This window comes from Umezawaea sp. (assembly GCF_057122925.1).
On the sequence record NZ_DBNGPQ010000010.1, the window covers coordinates 31,895 to 46,205 of the forward strand.

Annotated in this window: 15 protein-coding genes; 4 read left to right on the forward strand and 11 right to left on the reverse strand. The window is 74.6% G+C overall.

The annotated features are described in order from the left end of the window. Positions 1-91 precede the first annotated feature (91 nt). Positions 92-802: a helix-turn-helix domain-containing protein gene (locus tag AC156L_RS01345; protein ID WP_330875395.1), complete on the reverse strand. Its 711-nt coding sequence runs from the start codon at positions 800-802 to the stop codon at positions 92-94. Positions 803-871: 69 nt separating this feature from the next. Beyond that, positions 872-1,390, reverse strand: coding sequence for a hypothetical protein (locus tag AC156L_RS01350; protein WP_330875394.1), 519 nt, complete (start codon positions 1,388-1,390; stop codon positions 872-874). Between the two features lie 485 nt (positions 1,391-1,875). On the opposite strand from AC156L_RS01350, the gene AC156L_RS01355 reads away from it, so the two are divergent. Next, entirely contained in the window at positions 1,876-4,311 is a 2,436-nt protein-coding gene (locus tag AC156L_RS01355; RefSeq protein ID WP_484406514.1) for a helix-turn-helix transcriptional regulator, read from the forward strand. Here AC156L_RS01355 and AC156L_RS01360 read toward each other — a convergent pair. The 6 genes from AC156L_RS01360 to AC156L_RS01385 all read right to left on the reverse strand — a co-directional run bounded on the left by AC156L_RS01360 (position 4,241) and on the right by AC156L_RS01385 (position 9,511). After that, entirely contained in the window at positions 4,241-5,719 is a 1,479-nt protein-coding gene (locus AC156L_RS01360) for an FAD-binding protein (RefSeq protein ID WP_330875392.1), read from the reverse strand. The genes AC156L_RS01355 and AC156L_RS01360 overlap by 71 nt on opposite strands. Before the next feature lie 90 nt (positions 5,720-5,809). Next, complete coding sequence (locus AC156L_RS01365) at positions 5,810-6,187, reverse strand: hypothetical protein (RefSeq protein ID WP_330875391.1); 378 nt, start codon at positions 6,185-6,187, stop codon at positions 5,810-5,812. Then, positions 6,184-6,960 (reverse strand): FHA domain-containing protein, encoded by a 777-nt coding sequence (locus AC156L_RS01370; protein ID WP_330875390.1) that lies wholly within the window; start codon positions 6,958-6,960, stop codon positions 6,184-6,186. Before AC156L_RS01370 ends, AC156L_RS01365 begins: the two co-directional genes overlap by 4 nt. A 263-nt stretch (positions 6,961-7,223) precedes the next feature. Continuing rightward, on the reverse strand, positions 7,224-8,504 hold the full coding sequence (locus AC156L_RS01375; RefSeq protein ID WP_330875389.1) for a hypothetical protein: 1,281 nt from the start codon (positions 8,502-8,504) through the stop codon (positions 7,224-7,226). Next, complete coding sequence (locus tag AC156L_RS01380; RefSeq protein WP_330875388.1) at positions 8,497-9,114, reverse strand: RNA polymerase sigma factor; 618 nt, start codon at positions 9,112-9,114, stop codon at positions 8,497-8,499. The genes AC156L_RS01375 and AC156L_RS01380 overlap by 8 nt, the downstream gene beginning before the upstream one ends. 55 nt (positions 9,115-9,169) lie before the next feature. Continuing rightward, positions 9,170-9,511 (reverse strand): nuclear transport factor 2 family protein, encoded by a 342-nt coding sequence (locus AC156L_RS01385; protein WP_330875387.1) that lies wholly within the window; start codon positions 9,509-9,511, stop codon positions 9,170-9,172. A gap of 225 nt (positions 9,512-9,736) precedes the next feature. On the opposite strand from AC156L_RS01385, the gene AC156L_RS01390 reads away from it, so the two are divergent. Then, positions 9,737-10,003: a hypothetical protein gene (locus AC156L_RS01390; RefSeq protein WP_330875386.1), complete on the forward strand. Its 267-nt coding sequence runs from the start codon at positions 9,737-9,739 to the stop codon at positions 10,001-10,003. A 39-nt stretch (positions 10,004-10,042) separates the two neighbouring features. Here AC156L_RS01390 and AC156L_RS01395 read toward each other — a convergent pair whose 3' ends face one another. Continuing rightward, complete coding sequence (locus tag AC156L_RS01395) at positions 10,043-10,855, reverse strand: nitroreductase/quinone reductase family protein (RefSeq protein WP_330875385.1); 813 nt, start codon at positions 10,853-10,855, stop codon at positions 10,043-10,045. Between the two features lie 223 nt (positions 10,856-11,078). Continuing rightward, positions 11,079-11,927, reverse strand: coding sequence for an EamA family transporter (locus AC156L_RS01400; protein WP_330875384.1), 849 nt, complete (start codon positions 11,925-11,927; stop codon positions 11,079-11,081). Between the two features lie 69 nt (positions 11,928-11,996). On the opposite strand from AC156L_RS01400, the gene AC156L_RS01405 reads away from it, so the two are divergent. Both AC156L_RS01405 and AC156L_RS01410 read left to right on the forward strand, forming a co-directional pair. Beyond that, the gene (locus AC156L_RS01405) at positions 11,997-12,842 is read left to right on the forward strand and encodes a LysR family transcriptional regulator (protein WP_330875383.1); all 846 of its coding nucleotides are present in this window, start codon (positions 11,997-11,999) and stop codon (positions 12,840-12,842) included. 43 nt (positions 12,843-12,885) lie between these two features. After that, a complete protein-coding gene (locus AC156L_RS01410; RefSeq protein WP_330875382.1) occupies positions 12,886-13,638 on the forward strand; it encodes a GNAT family N-acetyltransferase in 753 nt (250 codons plus the stop codon). Between the two features lie 3 nt (positions 13,639-13,641). Here AC156L_RS01410 and AC156L_RS01415 read toward each other — a convergent pair whose 3' ends face one another. Then, positions 13,642-14,304, reverse strand: a complete 663-nt coding sequence (locus AC156L_RS01415) for an RraA family protein (RefSeq protein ID WP_330875381.1) — start codon at positions 14,302-14,304, stop codon at positions 13,642-13,644. Positions 14,305-14,311: the final 7 nt, after the last annotated feature.

The window sequence follows — 14,311 nt, forward strand, 5'->3', positions numbered from 1 at the left end:
GGCGACAAGACGCCATATCAATTCGCACCCGGCCCAAAATCCCTTGTCCGACAATTCTGCCGGTGCTGTGTTCGCGAGGTGGAGCAGATCCTCACGGCTTGCTGTGCAGGATCTCGCGGGCCTGTTCCGCGGCGCGGACGATGCTCTCGGAGACGAAGTCGACGAACCGGGCGATGTTCTCCAGGCGGACGCCTGCGGGGGTGCCGGAGCCGAGCACGCCGACGCCCTGCCGCGCGATCCGGACGAGGTGGGCGGACGCGCGGGCGCTTGCCATCATCGACTCGTACCAGACGTCGTCGTCGACGACGTAGCGCTCGCGGCGGCGGTCGTCGCGCTCCCGGCGGACGAGGCCCTGCTCCTCCAGGAACGCGATGGCCTTGGAGATGGACGCCGGGCTGACCTGGAGGCGCTGGGCGAGTTCGGCCGCCGTCAGGCTGCCCGAGTCGGTGATCGAGAGGCAGACCAGCACCCTGGACATCATCTTGGGCGTGCCCGCCCGCATGAGGACGGTGGTGAACACCTCCTCGTACTCGCGCACGGCCTCGGCGTCGCGCCCGTGGTCCTGCGGGAGTTCACCGACCCCGGCGGGCGCGGCCTGCCTGCGCCGGTGGGTGCGGCGCTCGGTGGCGCGGTGGGCCAGGTCGGCGCGGTAGGCCGAGACGCCGCCGTTGCGCATCACCTCGCGCGTGACCGTCGAGGTGGGGCGGTCGAGCCGCCTGGCGATCTCCGCGTAGGCGAGGCCGTCGGCCAGACCCAGCGCGATCTGCTGGCGTTCCTGCTGGGTGAGCCTGCCGCCCGGCATCGCGCATCTCCTCCGCCCCTCGCTCGAAGCGTGGAGCGTAGCGTTTCCCCGGCTCGAAAGCGGCGACCGCTACCCCTGGCGGGCGTGCTCGCGCACCGCGGCGTAGTAGGCGTCGACCGTGTCGCCGTCCACGCCGACGAAGCCGTCCACCCGCGCGGCGGCGGCGCGGACGAGGACGAGCAGGATGTCCAGGCCCTTCGGCCCGCGCAGGGCGTGGAGAACGGGCGCCGCCAGGTCGCCGTCGTCGGACGCGATGGCGGTGATCAGGTCGGTCGCCAGGTGCACCGCCCGCCTGCCCCGCGCGTCGTCCGGCGCGGCGGTGACGTCCAGGGTGATGCGGGCGCCGCGGCGCAGGCCGCCGTGCGGGAACCCGTTCAGCAGGATCCCGCTGAGCAGGTCGACCGCCGCCATCGTGGAGTCGTGGTCGCGCAGGGCGTGCTGGACCGCGGTGATGGCGACCCGCACGTCGCGCCGGTTGAGCGCGCCTACCGCGGCCGACGCCCACTCCCCTGGGGTGAGCACCGCGACGGGGTCCGCGGCCGGCACCGCGGGGATGGAGGGGCCGTCGTCCTCGGCCGTGCTGCTCATGGGGAACGCGCTCTCCTCGGCCGAACTCCGCGTCGTGAGCGTGCGAGTGCCCGTTCACCTGGTGCAGAGAAAATACCGGCGGGCCGGTGGGCGTGCACGATGAACGGACGAAAGGTTTTCCAGGCCCCGATAATTGCGGCGTTTCGAATCGTGTGGAATAGCCCGAACGTGTCAGCGGACCCGCCGTGTCGCTGATGAAGTCCCAGCTCAACATCCATGAACGAATCCGTGAATTCTTTTTCGCTCCTTTGTCCCGCAGGCGCGAACCGAGAGGTCCAACCATCGATCGAACAGGTGACGCGGGCATTCGCGGCACGGGTTTCCACGGTCGACCGGCGGTGTCGCCCGGCACCCGCGCGTCGACGGCGGTCCCGCCCACCGCCGGATCCGGAGGAGATCGTGCGGGACACCGCCGCGAGCCTCGACGCACGCGCTGCCACCAGCGTCGCGGGCAGAACCGGTCCGAAGTGAATTACGGTACGAAAATGGCGGGTAGCGGAGCGCGCAGGGCCACCTCGGCGGGGAACCTCCCGCCGGGCGGGCCCGCGCTGTCCCGGTTCATCGGCCGCCGGTCCCTGATCGCCGAGGTCCGGGAACGCCTCGGCCACCGGCGGCTGGTGACGCTGACCGGTCCCGGTGGCACGGGCAAGACGCGCCTGGCCTACGCCGTGGGCGACCGGGTGCGCGCCGCCTACCCGCGCGGGGTGTACGTGGTGGAGCTGGCGGCGCTGCGGGACGTCCCGGTCGAGCAGCACGACGTCGTGCTCTACCGCGAGCTGGCCCAGGCGTTCGGGATCCGCGACCTGTCGCAGTCCGAGCCCGTCGACCAGGTGCTGGAGCACCTGCGGCAGGGCGACGACATGCTCGTGATCGTCGACAACGCCGAGCACATGCGCGACGCCGTCGCCCTGCTGGCCGCGACCCTGCTCCAGAAGACGCCGCACCTGCGGATCATGACCACGAGCCGCGAGATGCTCGGCGTGCCGGGGGAAGCACTGGTGCTGGTGCCGCCGCTGACCGTGTCGCCCTCGGCGCACCTGCCGGTGCAGCTCCACCACGAGGCGGTCGCGCTGCTGCTCGACCGCGCCGCCGACAGCGCGCCGCGGTGGACGATCACCGACGCGAACTGGCCGCACGTGGTCACCCTGCTCCAGCGCTGCGCGGGTCTGCCCCTGGCCATCGAGCTGGCCGCCGGGCGCCTGCGGCACATGCCCGTCGAGGTCATCACCGCCCGCCTGGACGAGATGTTCCGGGTGCTCACCGGCAACGGCAGGACCGTGCAGCTCAGCCACCAGTCCCTCCGGCAGGTCATGGACTGGAGCCACGACCTGTGCACGCCCGCGGAGCGGACGCTGTGGGCGCGGCTGTCGGTGTTCGCCCGCGGCTGGACGCTGCACGCGGCCGAGGAGGTGTGCTCCTGCGAGGAGATCGACCGCTACGACGTCGCCGACCTGCTCGCCGCGCTGGTCGACAAGTCGATCGTGCGCACCAGCGCGGACCTGTCGCGCTACGAGCTGCTCGAACCGCTCCAGCAGTACGCCCACGGCCACCTGGTCGCCTCGGGCGAGGAGCCGGTGCTGCGCCGCAGGCACCGCGACTGGGTGGTCGCGATGTTCGCCACCGCGACGGCGACCTGGAGCGGTCCCCGCGAGCTGGACGTGCTGCGGGAGGTGCGGCTGGAGCTGGACAACGTGCGCGCCGCCGCCGCGTGGACCGCCCGCACCGACCCCGAGTCGGAGATCGGGCTGGCCATCGCGGTGGACTTCCTGCGCCTGCGGACGCCGTACTTCTTCGGGCTGCTCTACGAGGCCTCGGCGCTGCTGGACGAGATGCTGCACGCCGCGCCGGACACCCCGACGCCGATGCGGGTGTCCGCGATGTCCATGGCGACCTGGCTGCTGCTGTGCCAGGGCGACGCGGAGGCCGCGGGCCGCGGGCTCCACGACGCGGTCCGGACCCACGCGCGGCTGCCCGGCACCCCCGTGCTGCCCGCGCTGGAGATGGCCAAGGGCGCGTACATGATGCTGGCGCGGGCCGAACCGGAGGCGCTGCCCGTGCTGCGGAGGTCCCGCGACCTGTTCGCCGACGCGGGCGCCCACGGCGACGCGCTCATGGCAGAACTGCTGCTGGCGCTGGGGCACGCGCTCATGGGCGACGACGAGCGGACGACGTTCGCCGAGGTGACCGGCCACCTGCACCACACCCGCGGCCTCGGCGCCCCGTGGATGATCGCCTGGTCGCAGATGGCCTACGCCATCGCCTGCCTGCGGTTCGGCCGGTGCGCCGAGGCGCAGGAGCACGTCCGGGCCTGCGTCCGCGAGCAGCGGGCGATGGACGAGCGCTGGGGCACGATGTGGGGCGTCGAGGTCCAGGCGTGGCTGTCCGCGCACTCGACGCTGTGCGCCGAGTCCGGGGGCGACCTGCCCGCCGTGGCGACCAGGGCGGCCACGCTGCTGGGCGCGGCCACCCGGCTCCAGCGGATCACCGGCCTGGACATCGCCGGGCTCGGCCCGTTCCACCACCAGCGGCGGGTGGCGATCGACCTGGTCCGCGCGGTGCTGTCCGAGCAGGACTTCGACGCGGCGTTCGCCGCCGGGCTGGCCACCGAGTCCTACGAGCACGCCCTCGCGCTGGCCCTGGACGAGCCCCGCGGTGACGCGCCCGCCGGTCCCGCGGCCCGCGCCCTGCTCACCCCGGCCCAGTGGAACGTCGCACTGCACGCGGCCACCGGTTTGACCAGCAAGGACATCGCCGCCCGGCTGACGATCTCCCCCCACACCGTCAACTCCCACCTGGAGGCGATCTACAGCAGGCTGGGGATCACCAAGCGGGTGGAGCTGGCCCGGTGGGTCAACGAGCAGAACGGGCCCGGTCCGCGTCCTCGACCGGCACCGGGTGGACGCCCGCGCCGCGCGTCATGATCCGGCGGGGGTCGTAGCGGTCCTTGGCGGCCACCACCCGCTCCCACTGCGGCCCGTAGTGCCGCGCCCACTTCTCCGGGGACCGGTCCGAGGTGCCGATCTGGTAGAGCAGGCCGCCCACCGGTTCGGCCGCCGCCTCCAGCGCGCGGTTGCGCTCGCGCATCCTGGCCGCGAAGTCGGCGTCGCCCGGCCACACGGTGAGGACGTCGAACAGCCAGAACCACCCCGAGTCGCTCTCGGGCACCCGCAGCAGCGGCCGGGTGACGGTCGCCGTGCGCTGGGGGTGCAGGAGCACGAAGCTGGTGGGCGGGCCGTCGAACTCCTCCCGCGACAGTGCCCCGACCACCGGTTCGACGAACGCGCGCACCGCCTCGTCCGGCAGGAACACGTCGAACCACGGTTTCGCCCTGTCGTCCCAGTCCTCCCGCGCCCGCACGCCGTCGATCATGTGCGTGGCGGCCTCGGCCTGCTCCAGGTAGGACGTCGTCATCGCCGACGTCGGCGCGACGGCGAGGCCCCGCAGCAGCACCGCGTCCTCGACGGCGGCCTCGCCCGGCGCGGTGAACCTGGTGGCGTTGAGCTGGTAGACCGGCGCCCCGCCCGCGACGGCGGCCGGGTGCACCATGCAGAACACCTCGTCGAACTCGTCGCGGTCGAGCACCAGCCCGGCGTCGCGGAAGAACCCCTCGGCGTCGGGGTAGTCGAGCTGGAACACGCGCGCGGTCGCGGGCGCCGGTTCGACGGCGATCCGGAAGCGGGTGATCACCCCGACCTGGCCCAGCCCGGCCAGCGCGGCGTCGAACAGGTCGGGGTGCTCGGTCTCCGAGCACCACAGCCGCCCGTGCGCGGGGGTGACGACCTCCAGCCCGCGGACCCCGCCGACCTGGCAGCCGCGCCCGTAGTCCGCGCCGATCCCGCCCACGCTGAGCGTCCCGCCGAGCGTCAGCCGCAGGTAGCCGGTCAGCGCGCACGCCACCCGCAGCCCCTGCGTGGCCAGCGCGCGCACGAGGTCGATCCACTGCGCGCCCGCCTCGACGTCGACCACGCCCGCGTCCAGGTCGAGGCCGACGAGGCGGTTCAGCGGGCCCGTGGTGATGACCAGGCCGTCGGTGAGGCCCTGGCCGTCGGTGGTGTGCGCCTCGCCGCGCGCGCTCACCGCGATGCCGCGGGCCGCGCAGAACGCGACCATCGCCTCGACGTCGGCGACGGACGCGGGGTGCAGGACCGCGCCGGGGCGGCGGGTCACGAGCCGCCCCAGGTCGCGGGAGGCGCGGTCCAGCGCGGCCGGATCGGCCGTGAGGGTGCCCGCCAGGTCGGGGACCGCGTGGTCGGGATCGGCGAGACCGGTCGTCCAGGCCTGGGCGGCAGGGGCGTAGCCGCGGATTCGGTGCGTGTTCCCACTGGTCATGGCCAACTCCCGGAGGTCCGGCGACGGTGCGCCCCCAGTGTCGGCCGGTCCGTCCGGGGAGGCCATCGGAAGGTCTTCCCAGACGGGTGGTTACAGCCCGAGCCCGACGGCCGCGGCGAGCGCCTCCAGCGCCGACCAGAGGGTGCCGCCCGCCGTGACGACGCCGCCCGCGCCGGTGATGACGTCGCGGACCGAGCGGACCCGGTCGGCGAGCCCGCGCGGCTCGCCGCTCGCGACGTCGCGGTCCACCTCGTCGAGCGCGTCGTGCGCCGCGTCCCTCGTCCGCCGGTCCAGCGGGGCGGCGTCCAGCTCGTCGCGGAGCGCGCGCACCAGGGCCGCCACCCGCCGGGGGTCGACACCCCCGGTGACGTGCTGGTGGTGGCCGTGGTTGTTGTTGATGTCGCCCTGGGCGGCGGTGTTCATCGTGCCCGCCGTGACGTTGCCGTGGAAGTGCACCCCACCGCTCATCGGGGCCTCCTCTCCCTCCGTGCTCGTGCGGACCTGGACACCACCAGGCCGATGCCGTTGACGACCATGCCGAGGACGAACAGCCCGAAGCCCACCACCCCGAGCGGCACGCCGTCGAGGACGGGCGGGCCCAGGAGTTCGGGCGGGGTGAAGTCCGCCGACGGGGCGGAGACCGTGCTGGAGATCGACGCGATGAACCGGAGGATGACGGCCGCCCAGATGCCGAAGCCCGCCAGGATCATCACCAGGCCCAGCAGCATCACGGCACGGCCCGCGCCGCGACCGGTGGCCAGTTCCTCCAGCGCCTGGCCCTCGGGGGTGGTGAACTCGAACCGGTTGTGCCGGCTCTGGTCGTAGGAGTTGTTGACGTCGCGGCCCGCGTGGTTGAACGTCCCGGCGGTGACGTCGCCGTAGGACGTGCCCGGTGCCGGACGCCTGCTGACCCGCGTGCGCGGGTGGTGGGTGTCGCCGCGCGCCGGATCCCGGTAGACCACCCCGACCGACCCGAACTCGACCCGGTCGCAGTGGCGCAGCTCCCGTTCGCGGCCCTCGGCCAGCCTGCTGCCGTTGAGCCACGTCCCGTTGGTGGAGTTCGCGTCGGTGATCCAGGTGCCGCGGCCGTCCCGGCGGATCCACGCGTGCCGCGCGCTGACCTCCGGGGACGGGAGCCGCAGGTCCGCGTCGTCGGCCCGGCCGACGAGCACCATGCCGCGGGGTAGTTCCAGCCGACCTCCGTCGGCGACTTCGATGAAGGGAGCGCCTGTCGCTTCCATGGTGGCCACCTCCACAGTGCCCTCCCCCACTAGAGCCGCGAGCGGGCCGGTGGATACCACGACGTCGCCGCACGGGCGCCGTGCGGCGGCGGCCAGCTCCAGGGCCGTCCGGCCGTGCGCGACCGGTGCCGAGCCGCGCGGCGACCCGGACGGCCACCGGGGCGGCGAGGTCGGCCGGGTCGCGGATCGAGGGTGGTCGAGGCCCCGCCCCTCGAACCCGTCGGCGGTGGTGGGGCCCCGACGCGGCACGTGCGCGCGCCCGGTCAGCGGCCGACCGGAAGCTCCTCCACCACGGCTCCCGCCGCGTCGCGGACGACCACCGCGGCCCCGTCGAAGTCGCTCGGCGATCCCGTCGTCGCGGGCCCCCCGAGCACGAACGTGCCGTTCTCCACCACGGCCACCGCGTCCGGGAACCCCGCGCGGGTCAGCGTGATCGTCGCGACCCGGTCGTCGAGGACGAGACCGGCGTAGGTGAAGGCGTCGGCCACCGTGCCCCCGGTCGGCGTGGACCGGAAGTCGTGGAGCCGCACGGCGGCCCAGACGGACCTGCCGACCAGGTTCAGGTCGGTGGCGTTCGTCCCCGTCAGGTCCGCCAGGTCGATGACGTCGAAGAACGGTGATCCGTCCTCGCGGGTGGCGCACGCGCCGAGCAGGTCGCCGTACCGGCCGAGCTGGAACCCGCCGTGCGCACCGACCCCCGCGTGCGCGCCCGGCGTCCAGTTGGCCGGGTCCGGAGCACCGTCCGGGCCCGCGTCCAGGCACGCGCCCAGTCGCCGACCCGCCTCGCTCGCGCGGTCGCCGCCCGGCCTCGGTCGGTCGACGGTGGGCTCGCTCGGGCGCGGCAGGTCCCGTGCCGGGAACTCCTGGTCGCGGCCGACGGTGAACACCACGCCGTCCTCGACGCCGCGGAACCCCTCGGGGGTCAGGAAGACGTCGCCGGTGACGACCGGGAACGCGGCGGTGGTGGCGCCGGGCGCGTGCAGGCGGAGCTGCTCGACCCCCGGTCGCACGAAGCCCGCCACGGACCCGCGCGAGGAGAGGAACCGGATGCTCGCGGGCGCTCCCCCGGTGTCCGGTGCGGCGGGCCGGGACACCGAGACCGACGCCGGGGTGGTCTCGCAGAAGAACACGCCGTCCGGTCCGGTGCTGAACGCCGACAGCGTGGTCCCGTGGACCACGCTCGTCACCAGGGGCGTCCACCCCTCCTTCGGCGGCAGGTCCCCGGCGACGGCCGCGCAGCGGTCGACCACGTCGGGCGGGGCCCAGCCGTCGCGCGCGTGGAGCTGGTCGTGCAGGTCCGGCGGCGGCGCGGGCACCGGCGAGGAGGTGGCGGGAGCCGTGGCCGCCGCCCCGCCGCCCGCGGCGTCCCTGGTGACGACGGCACCCGCGCCCGCGAGCAGCACGACCGCCGCGGCGATCACCACGGGTGCGCGCCGCGTCGGGCGGTGGGGGTCGGCCATGCCCTCGGACAGGCGGCGGCGGGCCCGGTCTCGGACGGTCTCGGGCAGCGGGCGGGGCGGCGGGAAGTCCAGGGGGTCACTCATCGTGGGTCCTCGTGGTCAGGTCGCGGAGCTTCGTGCGGGCGCGGGACACGCGGGAGCGCACGCTCGCCTCGGCGATGCCGAGGAGTGCGGCGGCGTCCGCGACGGGCATCTCGCCCAGCAGGCAGAGCTGGGCGACCTCGCGTTCGGAGCGGGGCAGGCGTTCGACGGCCGCGACCACCAGGCGCAGCCGGTCCCTGGCCTCCGACCGGGCCGCCAGGTCCTCGGCGTGGTCGGTCACGGTGGTGTCCGCGGCGGAGGTGAGCCGGGCCAGGACCCGCCGCCTGCGCCGACCGGCCCGCCACTCGGTGCGGGCGAGGTTGGCCGCCACGGTGCAGAGCCACGGCAGGGCCGACTCGCGGACCAGGACGCCGTCGCCGCGCTTGCGCCACGCGGCGAGGAAGGTCGCGGACAGCAGGTCCTCCGCCGTCGACCACGACGCGGTGAGCCGGTAGGCGTAGTTCCACACGCGCTCGGCGTGCCGTTCGAACAGGGCGGTGAAGGCCGCGTGGTCGTCGTCGCCGATCAGCCGCCACAGCGTCGCGTCGGACGGCGGCGGCTCGCCGGGGCGCGACGCCGCCACCCCCGTGGTGGTGCTCCTGGTGCTCGTCACACCCGCTCAGGGCCGGCCGGGCCGGATCGTTGCGTGATGTGGGTCACATTGGTGGTCAGACGACGAACCAGACGCGCTCGATCTTCTCCCGGCCCACCTCGTACATGGCCACGGTGGCCCTGGACTCGCCCGCGCCCACCCCCGTGACCAGCTCGTGGTCGATCACGATCCGGCCGTGCACCACCCGCGTCACGAGCTTGGCGTGCAGGTCGGGGTAGGAGTCGAACAGCTCCCGGTACCGCTCGCGGAACGCGGCGCCGGAGCGGTCGGCCAGCACCTCCCCGGCCGGGAAGGTCGCCACCGGAACGTCGTCGACGTAGAAGCCGAGGAACCGGTCGAGGTCGCGGGCGTTGTAGGCGGCCAGTTGGCCGGCGACGATCTCCTCGGGAGACAACAAGGACCCCTTTCCTCGAAGCCCGCGGGTACGGGACGTCGGAATTTTCCCCGTGATCATGCCGGCGCGGAGGGCCGTTCCGGGCACCTGTTCGCTCCGGGCTCCCCCGGCGTCGAAGGTGACGCTGCGCCGCGATGTCGACAGCGGTGGGTGATGTGCGATGTTGACGTCATGAGCAGTCCTCCGGCCCGACCGTCCACACGGCACACTCCTGACCCGACGAGGCAGGTGGAGGCATCGCAGCACGGCGGCGAACCGTACCGTGCCGGTGCCACCGGCTGGGTCGTCCACGCCGTCCAGGCGATGGGCGGTCCGTCGTTCTGGTGCGGTCCCGACTACGGCGACGGCACGGCGGCGGGCCCGTTGGAGAGCGCGCTGTACTGGCCCGACCGCCGGTCGACCTACCGCGCGCTCATGCAGGCGTTCGGCTCGGTCGCCAACGCGAGCGCCAAGGGGTTCTCCCCCATCGAGCTGCCCGACCAGTCCGGCCGCTGACCCGTCGTGGGTGGGCGGACGGCCCACCCACGACGCCGGTCACCTCGGTGGCCAGGGCACGTCGCCGAGCACGGGCAGCAGCCACCCCTCCTCGCGGTCGAGGTGCGCCTCCAGCTCCTCCGCGAGCCGGTCCAGCTCGGCCCGGAAGCCGTCGGCGTCGGAGGCGGCCAGCAGCGCGAGCAGGTCGCCCTTGATCCGCGCCACGACCCGGTGCTCCTCGCGGAGCCGGTGCAGCGCGCCCGCCAGGTGCGGGTGGTGGACCTCGACGCCGGGGAAGACGTGCTCGTCCTCGCTCGTGTGGTGGAACGTCAGCGCCTCGCAGAAGGTCAGGCAGTGCTGCCGCAGCTCCAGCCCGAGCGCGCCGGGCGGTCCGGACTCGGCCCGGATCTGCCGCACCTGCTCGCGCAGCCAGGTGTGGACCTCCACGAGCTTGTCCGCCAGCGTGGTGACCCGCGCCGTGCGCGTGAGCACCACGACGGGCGGGGTCCGGGTGGTCCGGCGCTGGTGGTCGGCGTAGCCGGGCGCGGCCCGGACGACCAGCGCGAACAGCTCGTCCCGCCGCGCGCCCTCCGCGGGCGTCGCGACGGCGGTGAACGACTCGGTGCCCAGCTCGACCCGCACGGCGGGGTCGGCGAGGACGTCGTGGAACCAGTCGGGGTGGTGGTCCGCCCCGTCCGCGGAGCCGACGACCAGCAGGTGGTCGCCGTCGCGGACGAAGCCGAGCGGAACGGTGCGGTCGGGTCCGGACCGCGCGCCGGTGGTGGTGAGCAGGAGGAGGTCGCCGTCGGGGAAGGAGGCGACCTCGCCGCCGTTGGCGCGGAACTCGTCGATGACGGAACGGGTGAAGGACACGGTTGTGCTCCAGGAACGGGTGCGGTGCAGCTGGGGACGGAACCGGACGCACGCGCCGAGGTGCGGTCACTCGGGGTGCGTGGAGCGGTTACGTCGGACGCGGGAGGCTCATGGCGTGGTCCCGTGGGTGAAGGGGTGTCGCCCGGTCTCCGACCCGCCCACAGCTCTTCGGTCGGGACCACGCGCACCGCGCCACCATTAGAGCGAGCCCGCGATCCCCGTGTCAAACCACGGGTCCCCCCGCGCTCCGCACCGCGCCCACCCCGGCGACGACGACCAGGGCGACGGCGGCGACGTCCAGCGGGCCGAGGCGCTGGCCGAGGACGAGGTGGCCCGCCACCGCGGCGACGGCCGGTGAGAGGCTCATGAGGACCGCGAACGTCGACTGGCGCAGCGTCCGCAGGGACAGCAGCTCCAGGCTGTAGGGCAGTGCCGACGACAGCAGGGCCACGGCCGCGCCGAGCCCGAGCGCCACGGGGTGCAGCAGCGCGGTGCTCGCCCCGAACGGCAGGCTGATCACGGCGCTGACGGCCATGGCCAGCGCGAGGCCGTCGGCCTTGGGGAACCGGCTGCCCGTGCGGGCCGAGCACAGGATGTAGACCGCCCACATCGCGCCCGCGCCCAGCGCGAAACCGGCGCCCACGAGGTCCAGCCCGCCGAGCCCGCCGCGCCCGAGCAGCGCGACGCCCGCCAGGGCGAGGGCGGCCCACAGCCAGCTCGACGCGCGCCGGGCCGCGACGACCGACAGGGCCAGCGGACCCAGCACCTCCAGGGTGACCGCCGCGCCCAGCGGGATGCGGGCGACGGCCTGGTAGAACATCATGTTCATCGCGGCCAGCGCCACGCCGAACGCCCCGATGACGGCCCAGTCGGCCGGGCGGTGCCCGCGCAGCCGGGGCCTGCACACGGCGACCATGACCGCCGCGGAGATCGTCAGCCTCAGCGTCACGACCCCGAGGGGCCCGGCGAGCGGGAACACGAGCGCGGCCACGGCGGCGCCGAACTGCTGGGAGACGACACCGCCGAGGACCAGGCCGACGGGGACGGTCGCACGGGGCGCGGTGGTGGTCACGCACGCCACGCTACGAACGCAGGGAACGCCTGTGAAATGCCTGTCCTCCAGCGGTTATGCTTGCCGGACATGACCGTTGAGCTGCGTCACCTGCGCTGCTTCCTGGCCATCGCCGAGGAAGCGAACATCACCCGCGCCGCCGCCGTGCTGCACGTGGGGCAGCCCGCGCTGTCCCGCACGCTCCGGCAGCTGGAAGAGCACCTCGGTGTGCGGCTGGTCGACCGCTCGACCCACCACCTGCGCCTCACCGAGGCCGGGCACGCGTTCCGGACCAGGGCGGCGGCCGCCGTCGCCGCCGTGGACGACGCGCTGGACCCGGCCCGCGTCGGCACGTGGCCGCTGCGCCTCGGGCACGCGTGGGCCGCGCTCGGCGACCGCACGACGACGTTGCTGCGGCGCTGGCGGGAGACCCACCCGGACACCCCGCTGGAGCTGCTGCGGATCACCGACCCGACCTCGGGCCTGGCGGCGGGCAAGACCGACGTGGCGGTGGTGCGCGGGCGGACCGACGGGCCCGGAGCGCCGCTGACGACCGAGCCCCGGCTGGCGGCCGTGCCCACCGGCGGCGACCTGGCGGAGCGCTCGACGCTGGAGCTGGCCGACCTCGTCGACCAGGTGGTCACCCTGAACCCGCCGACCGGCACCACGACGATGGCGCTGTGGCCCGCGGCGGCGCGGCCGAGCCGGACGCTGGTCGTGGCCAACACCGACGACTGGCTGGCCGCCATCGCGGCGGGCCGCGGCGTCGGCGTCACGACGACCGCCGTGGCGGGCATCCACGCCTACCCCGGCGTCACCTACGTCCCGCTCACCGACGCGCCGCCCGTGCCGGTCCACCTGGTGTGGACCGACCCGCCGCGCCACCCGGCGATCCCGGCGCTGCTCGCGCTGGCCCGCGAGGTCCTCGCGGGCTGAAACCCGGTTGCCCCCGCGCCGCCGGTCGTGGTCGGCTGCCGCGATGGACAAGCAGGCGGTGCTGGCCGCGTTCGACCACCAGGTCCGCAGGCACCCGACGACCGACGGCGAGGTCGAGCGCGACCCCGACGTCATCCGCACGATCAGCCCCGGCTGGACCGGCGTGGAGTGGTCCTCCGTGGACGCCTCCCGAGCCGACGCCGTGATCGCCGCCCAGGTGCGGCGGTTCGCGGGCACGCCCTGGGAGTGGAAGCACTACTCCTACGACTCCCCCGCCGACCTGCCCGACCGACTCGCCGCCGCCGGGTTCACCCCGGAGCCGCCGGAGACCCTGCTGGTCGCCGAGATCGCGGACCTGCGCCTGGACGTGGCGCCGCCGGAGGGCGTGGAGCTGGTGCCGGTCGTCGACCGGGCCGGGGTCGACGCGCTGGTGGCCGTGCACGACGAGGTGTTCGGCGGCGACCACGCGGCCGTCGGGGACCTCGTGCTGGCCGGGCTGGACCGCGACCCGAGCACGCTCGCGGCCGTGGTCGCGGTGGCCGGGGGCACGCCGGTGTCCGCCGCGCGGGTGGAGTTCCACCTCGGCACCGAGTTCGCGAGCCTGTGGGGCGGCGGCACGCTGCCGGGGTGGCGCGGGCGGGGCGTGTTCCGGGCGCTCGTGGCGTTCCGGGCGGCGCGGGCGGCGGCACGCGGGTTCCGCTACCTCCAGGTCGACGCCACCGCCGACAGCCTGCCGATCCTGCGGAGGCTGGGGTTCGTCGACCTCGCGACCACCACGCCGTTCACCCACCCCTGACCGTCAGACGATGAACCCGAGCCTGCTCGGGGTCCCGTTGAGGACGTTCTCGCGGTGGGTGCGGAAGTTCATCGCCGAGAACAGGCTGCCGCCGTCGGCCAGCATCGCGAGCACGGCCTCCTCGCTCGCGTTGATCGCCTCGGCGGTGGCCACGGCGGCGGTGAGGCGCTCGACGGACGTCACCAGCACCCCGTCGTCGTCGCCGAGCACGAGCGCGCCGGGGCGGATGTTCACGCCGCCGCAGCGGATCGGCACCTGCGTGCGCGGCGGCACGAGCGCGGTGCCGGACCGCGGGCAGCTTCCGCGCGCGTAGACGGTGAACCCCAGGGCCTTCAGGGTGTCGAGGTCGCGGACCAGTCCGTCGACCACGATGGCGGACAGGCCCCTGCGGTGGGCCTCGGTGGCGAACAGGCCCCCGGCGACGGCGACCACCGGGGTCGTGGACGCGTCGACGACGAGCACGTCACCGGCCTGCGCGAACTCCAGGCCCTCCAGGACCGAGAGCAGGTCGCCGTCGGAGTGGACGGTCACCGCGCGGCCGGCGACGGTGCCCGTCCCCGAGACCCGGCGGATGCCGTGGTCCATCGTCGGGAGGCTCTTGTCGGCGTCGCTGACCACGGAGACGGGCAGGAGGCGGGCGCGGGTCAACAGGGTGTCGAGGTCCATGGGGGAA

Coding starts and splice junctions, on each gene's coding strand:
- AC156L_RS01345 (WP_330875395.1), bottom strand. CDS start 802: ATGCCGGGCGGCAGGCTCACCCAGCAGGAACGCCAGCAGATCGCGCTG.
- AC156L_RS01350 (WP_330875394.1), bottom strand. CDS start 1,390: ATGAGCAGCACGGCCGAGGACGACGGCCCCTCCATCCCCGCGGTGCCG.
- AC156L_RS01355 (WP_484406514.1), top strand. CDS start 1,876: ATGGCGGGTAGCGGAGCGCGCAGGGCCACCTCGGCGGGGAACCTCCCG.
- AC156L_RS01360 (WP_330875392.1), bottom strand. CDS start 5,719: ATGACCAGTGGGAACACGCACCGAATCCGCGGCTACGCCCCTGCCGCC.
- AC156L_RS01365 (WP_330875391.1), bottom strand. CDS start 6,187: ATGAGCGGTGGGGTGCACTTCCACGGCAACGTCACGGCGGGCACGATG.
- AC156L_RS01370 (WP_330875390.1), bottom strand. CDS start 6,960: ATGGAAGCGACAGGCGCTCCCTTCATCGAAGTCGCCGACGGAGGTCGG.
- AC156L_RS01375 (WP_330875389.1), bottom strand. CDS start 8,504: ATGAGTGACCCCCTGGACTTCCCGCCGCCCCGCCCGCTGCCCGAGACC.
- AC156L_RS01405 (WP_330875383.1), top strand. CDS start 11,997: ATGACCGTTGAGCTGCGTCACCTGCGCTGCTTCCTGGCCATCGCCGAG.
- AC156L_RS01410 (WP_330875382.1), top strand. CDS start 12,886: ATGGACAAGCAGGCGGTGCTGGCCGCGTTCGACCACCAGGTCCGCAGG.
- AC156L_RS01415 (WP_330875381.1), bottom strand. CDS start 14,304: ATGGACCTCGACACCCTGTTGACCCGCGCCCGCCTCCTGCCCGTCTCC.